This is a genomic window from Komagataeibacter intermedius TF2 (assembly GCF_000964425.1).
In the GTDB taxonomy this organism is placed as follows: domain Bacteria; phylum Pseudomonadota; class Alphaproteobacteria; order Acetobacterales; family Acetobacteraceae; genus Komagataeibacter; species Komagataeibacter intermedius.
The window spans coordinates 1-347 of sequence record NZ_BANF01000438.1 but is presented as its reverse complement, the minus strand read 5'-3'; the positions used below and the strand labels follow the sequence as shown (position 1 = coordinate 347).

At 57.6% G+C, this 347-nt stretch carries 1 protein-coding gene; it reads left to right on the top strand.

The genetic code is table 11. The annotated features are described in order from the left end of the window. Positions 1–51: 51 nt before the first annotated feature. Positions 52–347, top strand: a 296-nt coding sequence (locus B7449_RS17935; RefSeq protein ID WP_244465778.1) for a DUF1173 family protein, incomplete at its 3' end; no start/stop codon positions are given.

The window sequence follows — 347 nt, the reverse complement described above, 5'->3', positions numbered from 1 at the left end:
AATAGCCGGTGGAGGGGCTGGATCCAGGCGGAAGTCAGGACCGGTGCCCTGATGACCGTCTCTCGCAGCATGCTTCCTTTCGAAAGCAGTCATGAACTGGCGGTAGCCGATGCCCTCGTGGCAGCGGGACGCGCATTCGAAAAACCACTGCGTTTCGACGCGGAACGGGATCTCGTTTTTCCCGATTTCATCCTGTGGGACACTGCGCGGAATGCCGGATATCCAATGGAAGTTTTTGGTCGCACGGACGAGGCCTACACCGCCAGACGAGCCGGGAAGGAAAACTACTACAACATGACTTTTGGCAGAGGCGGATGGTGGTCATGGGATGCAACAACGGAAAGCCG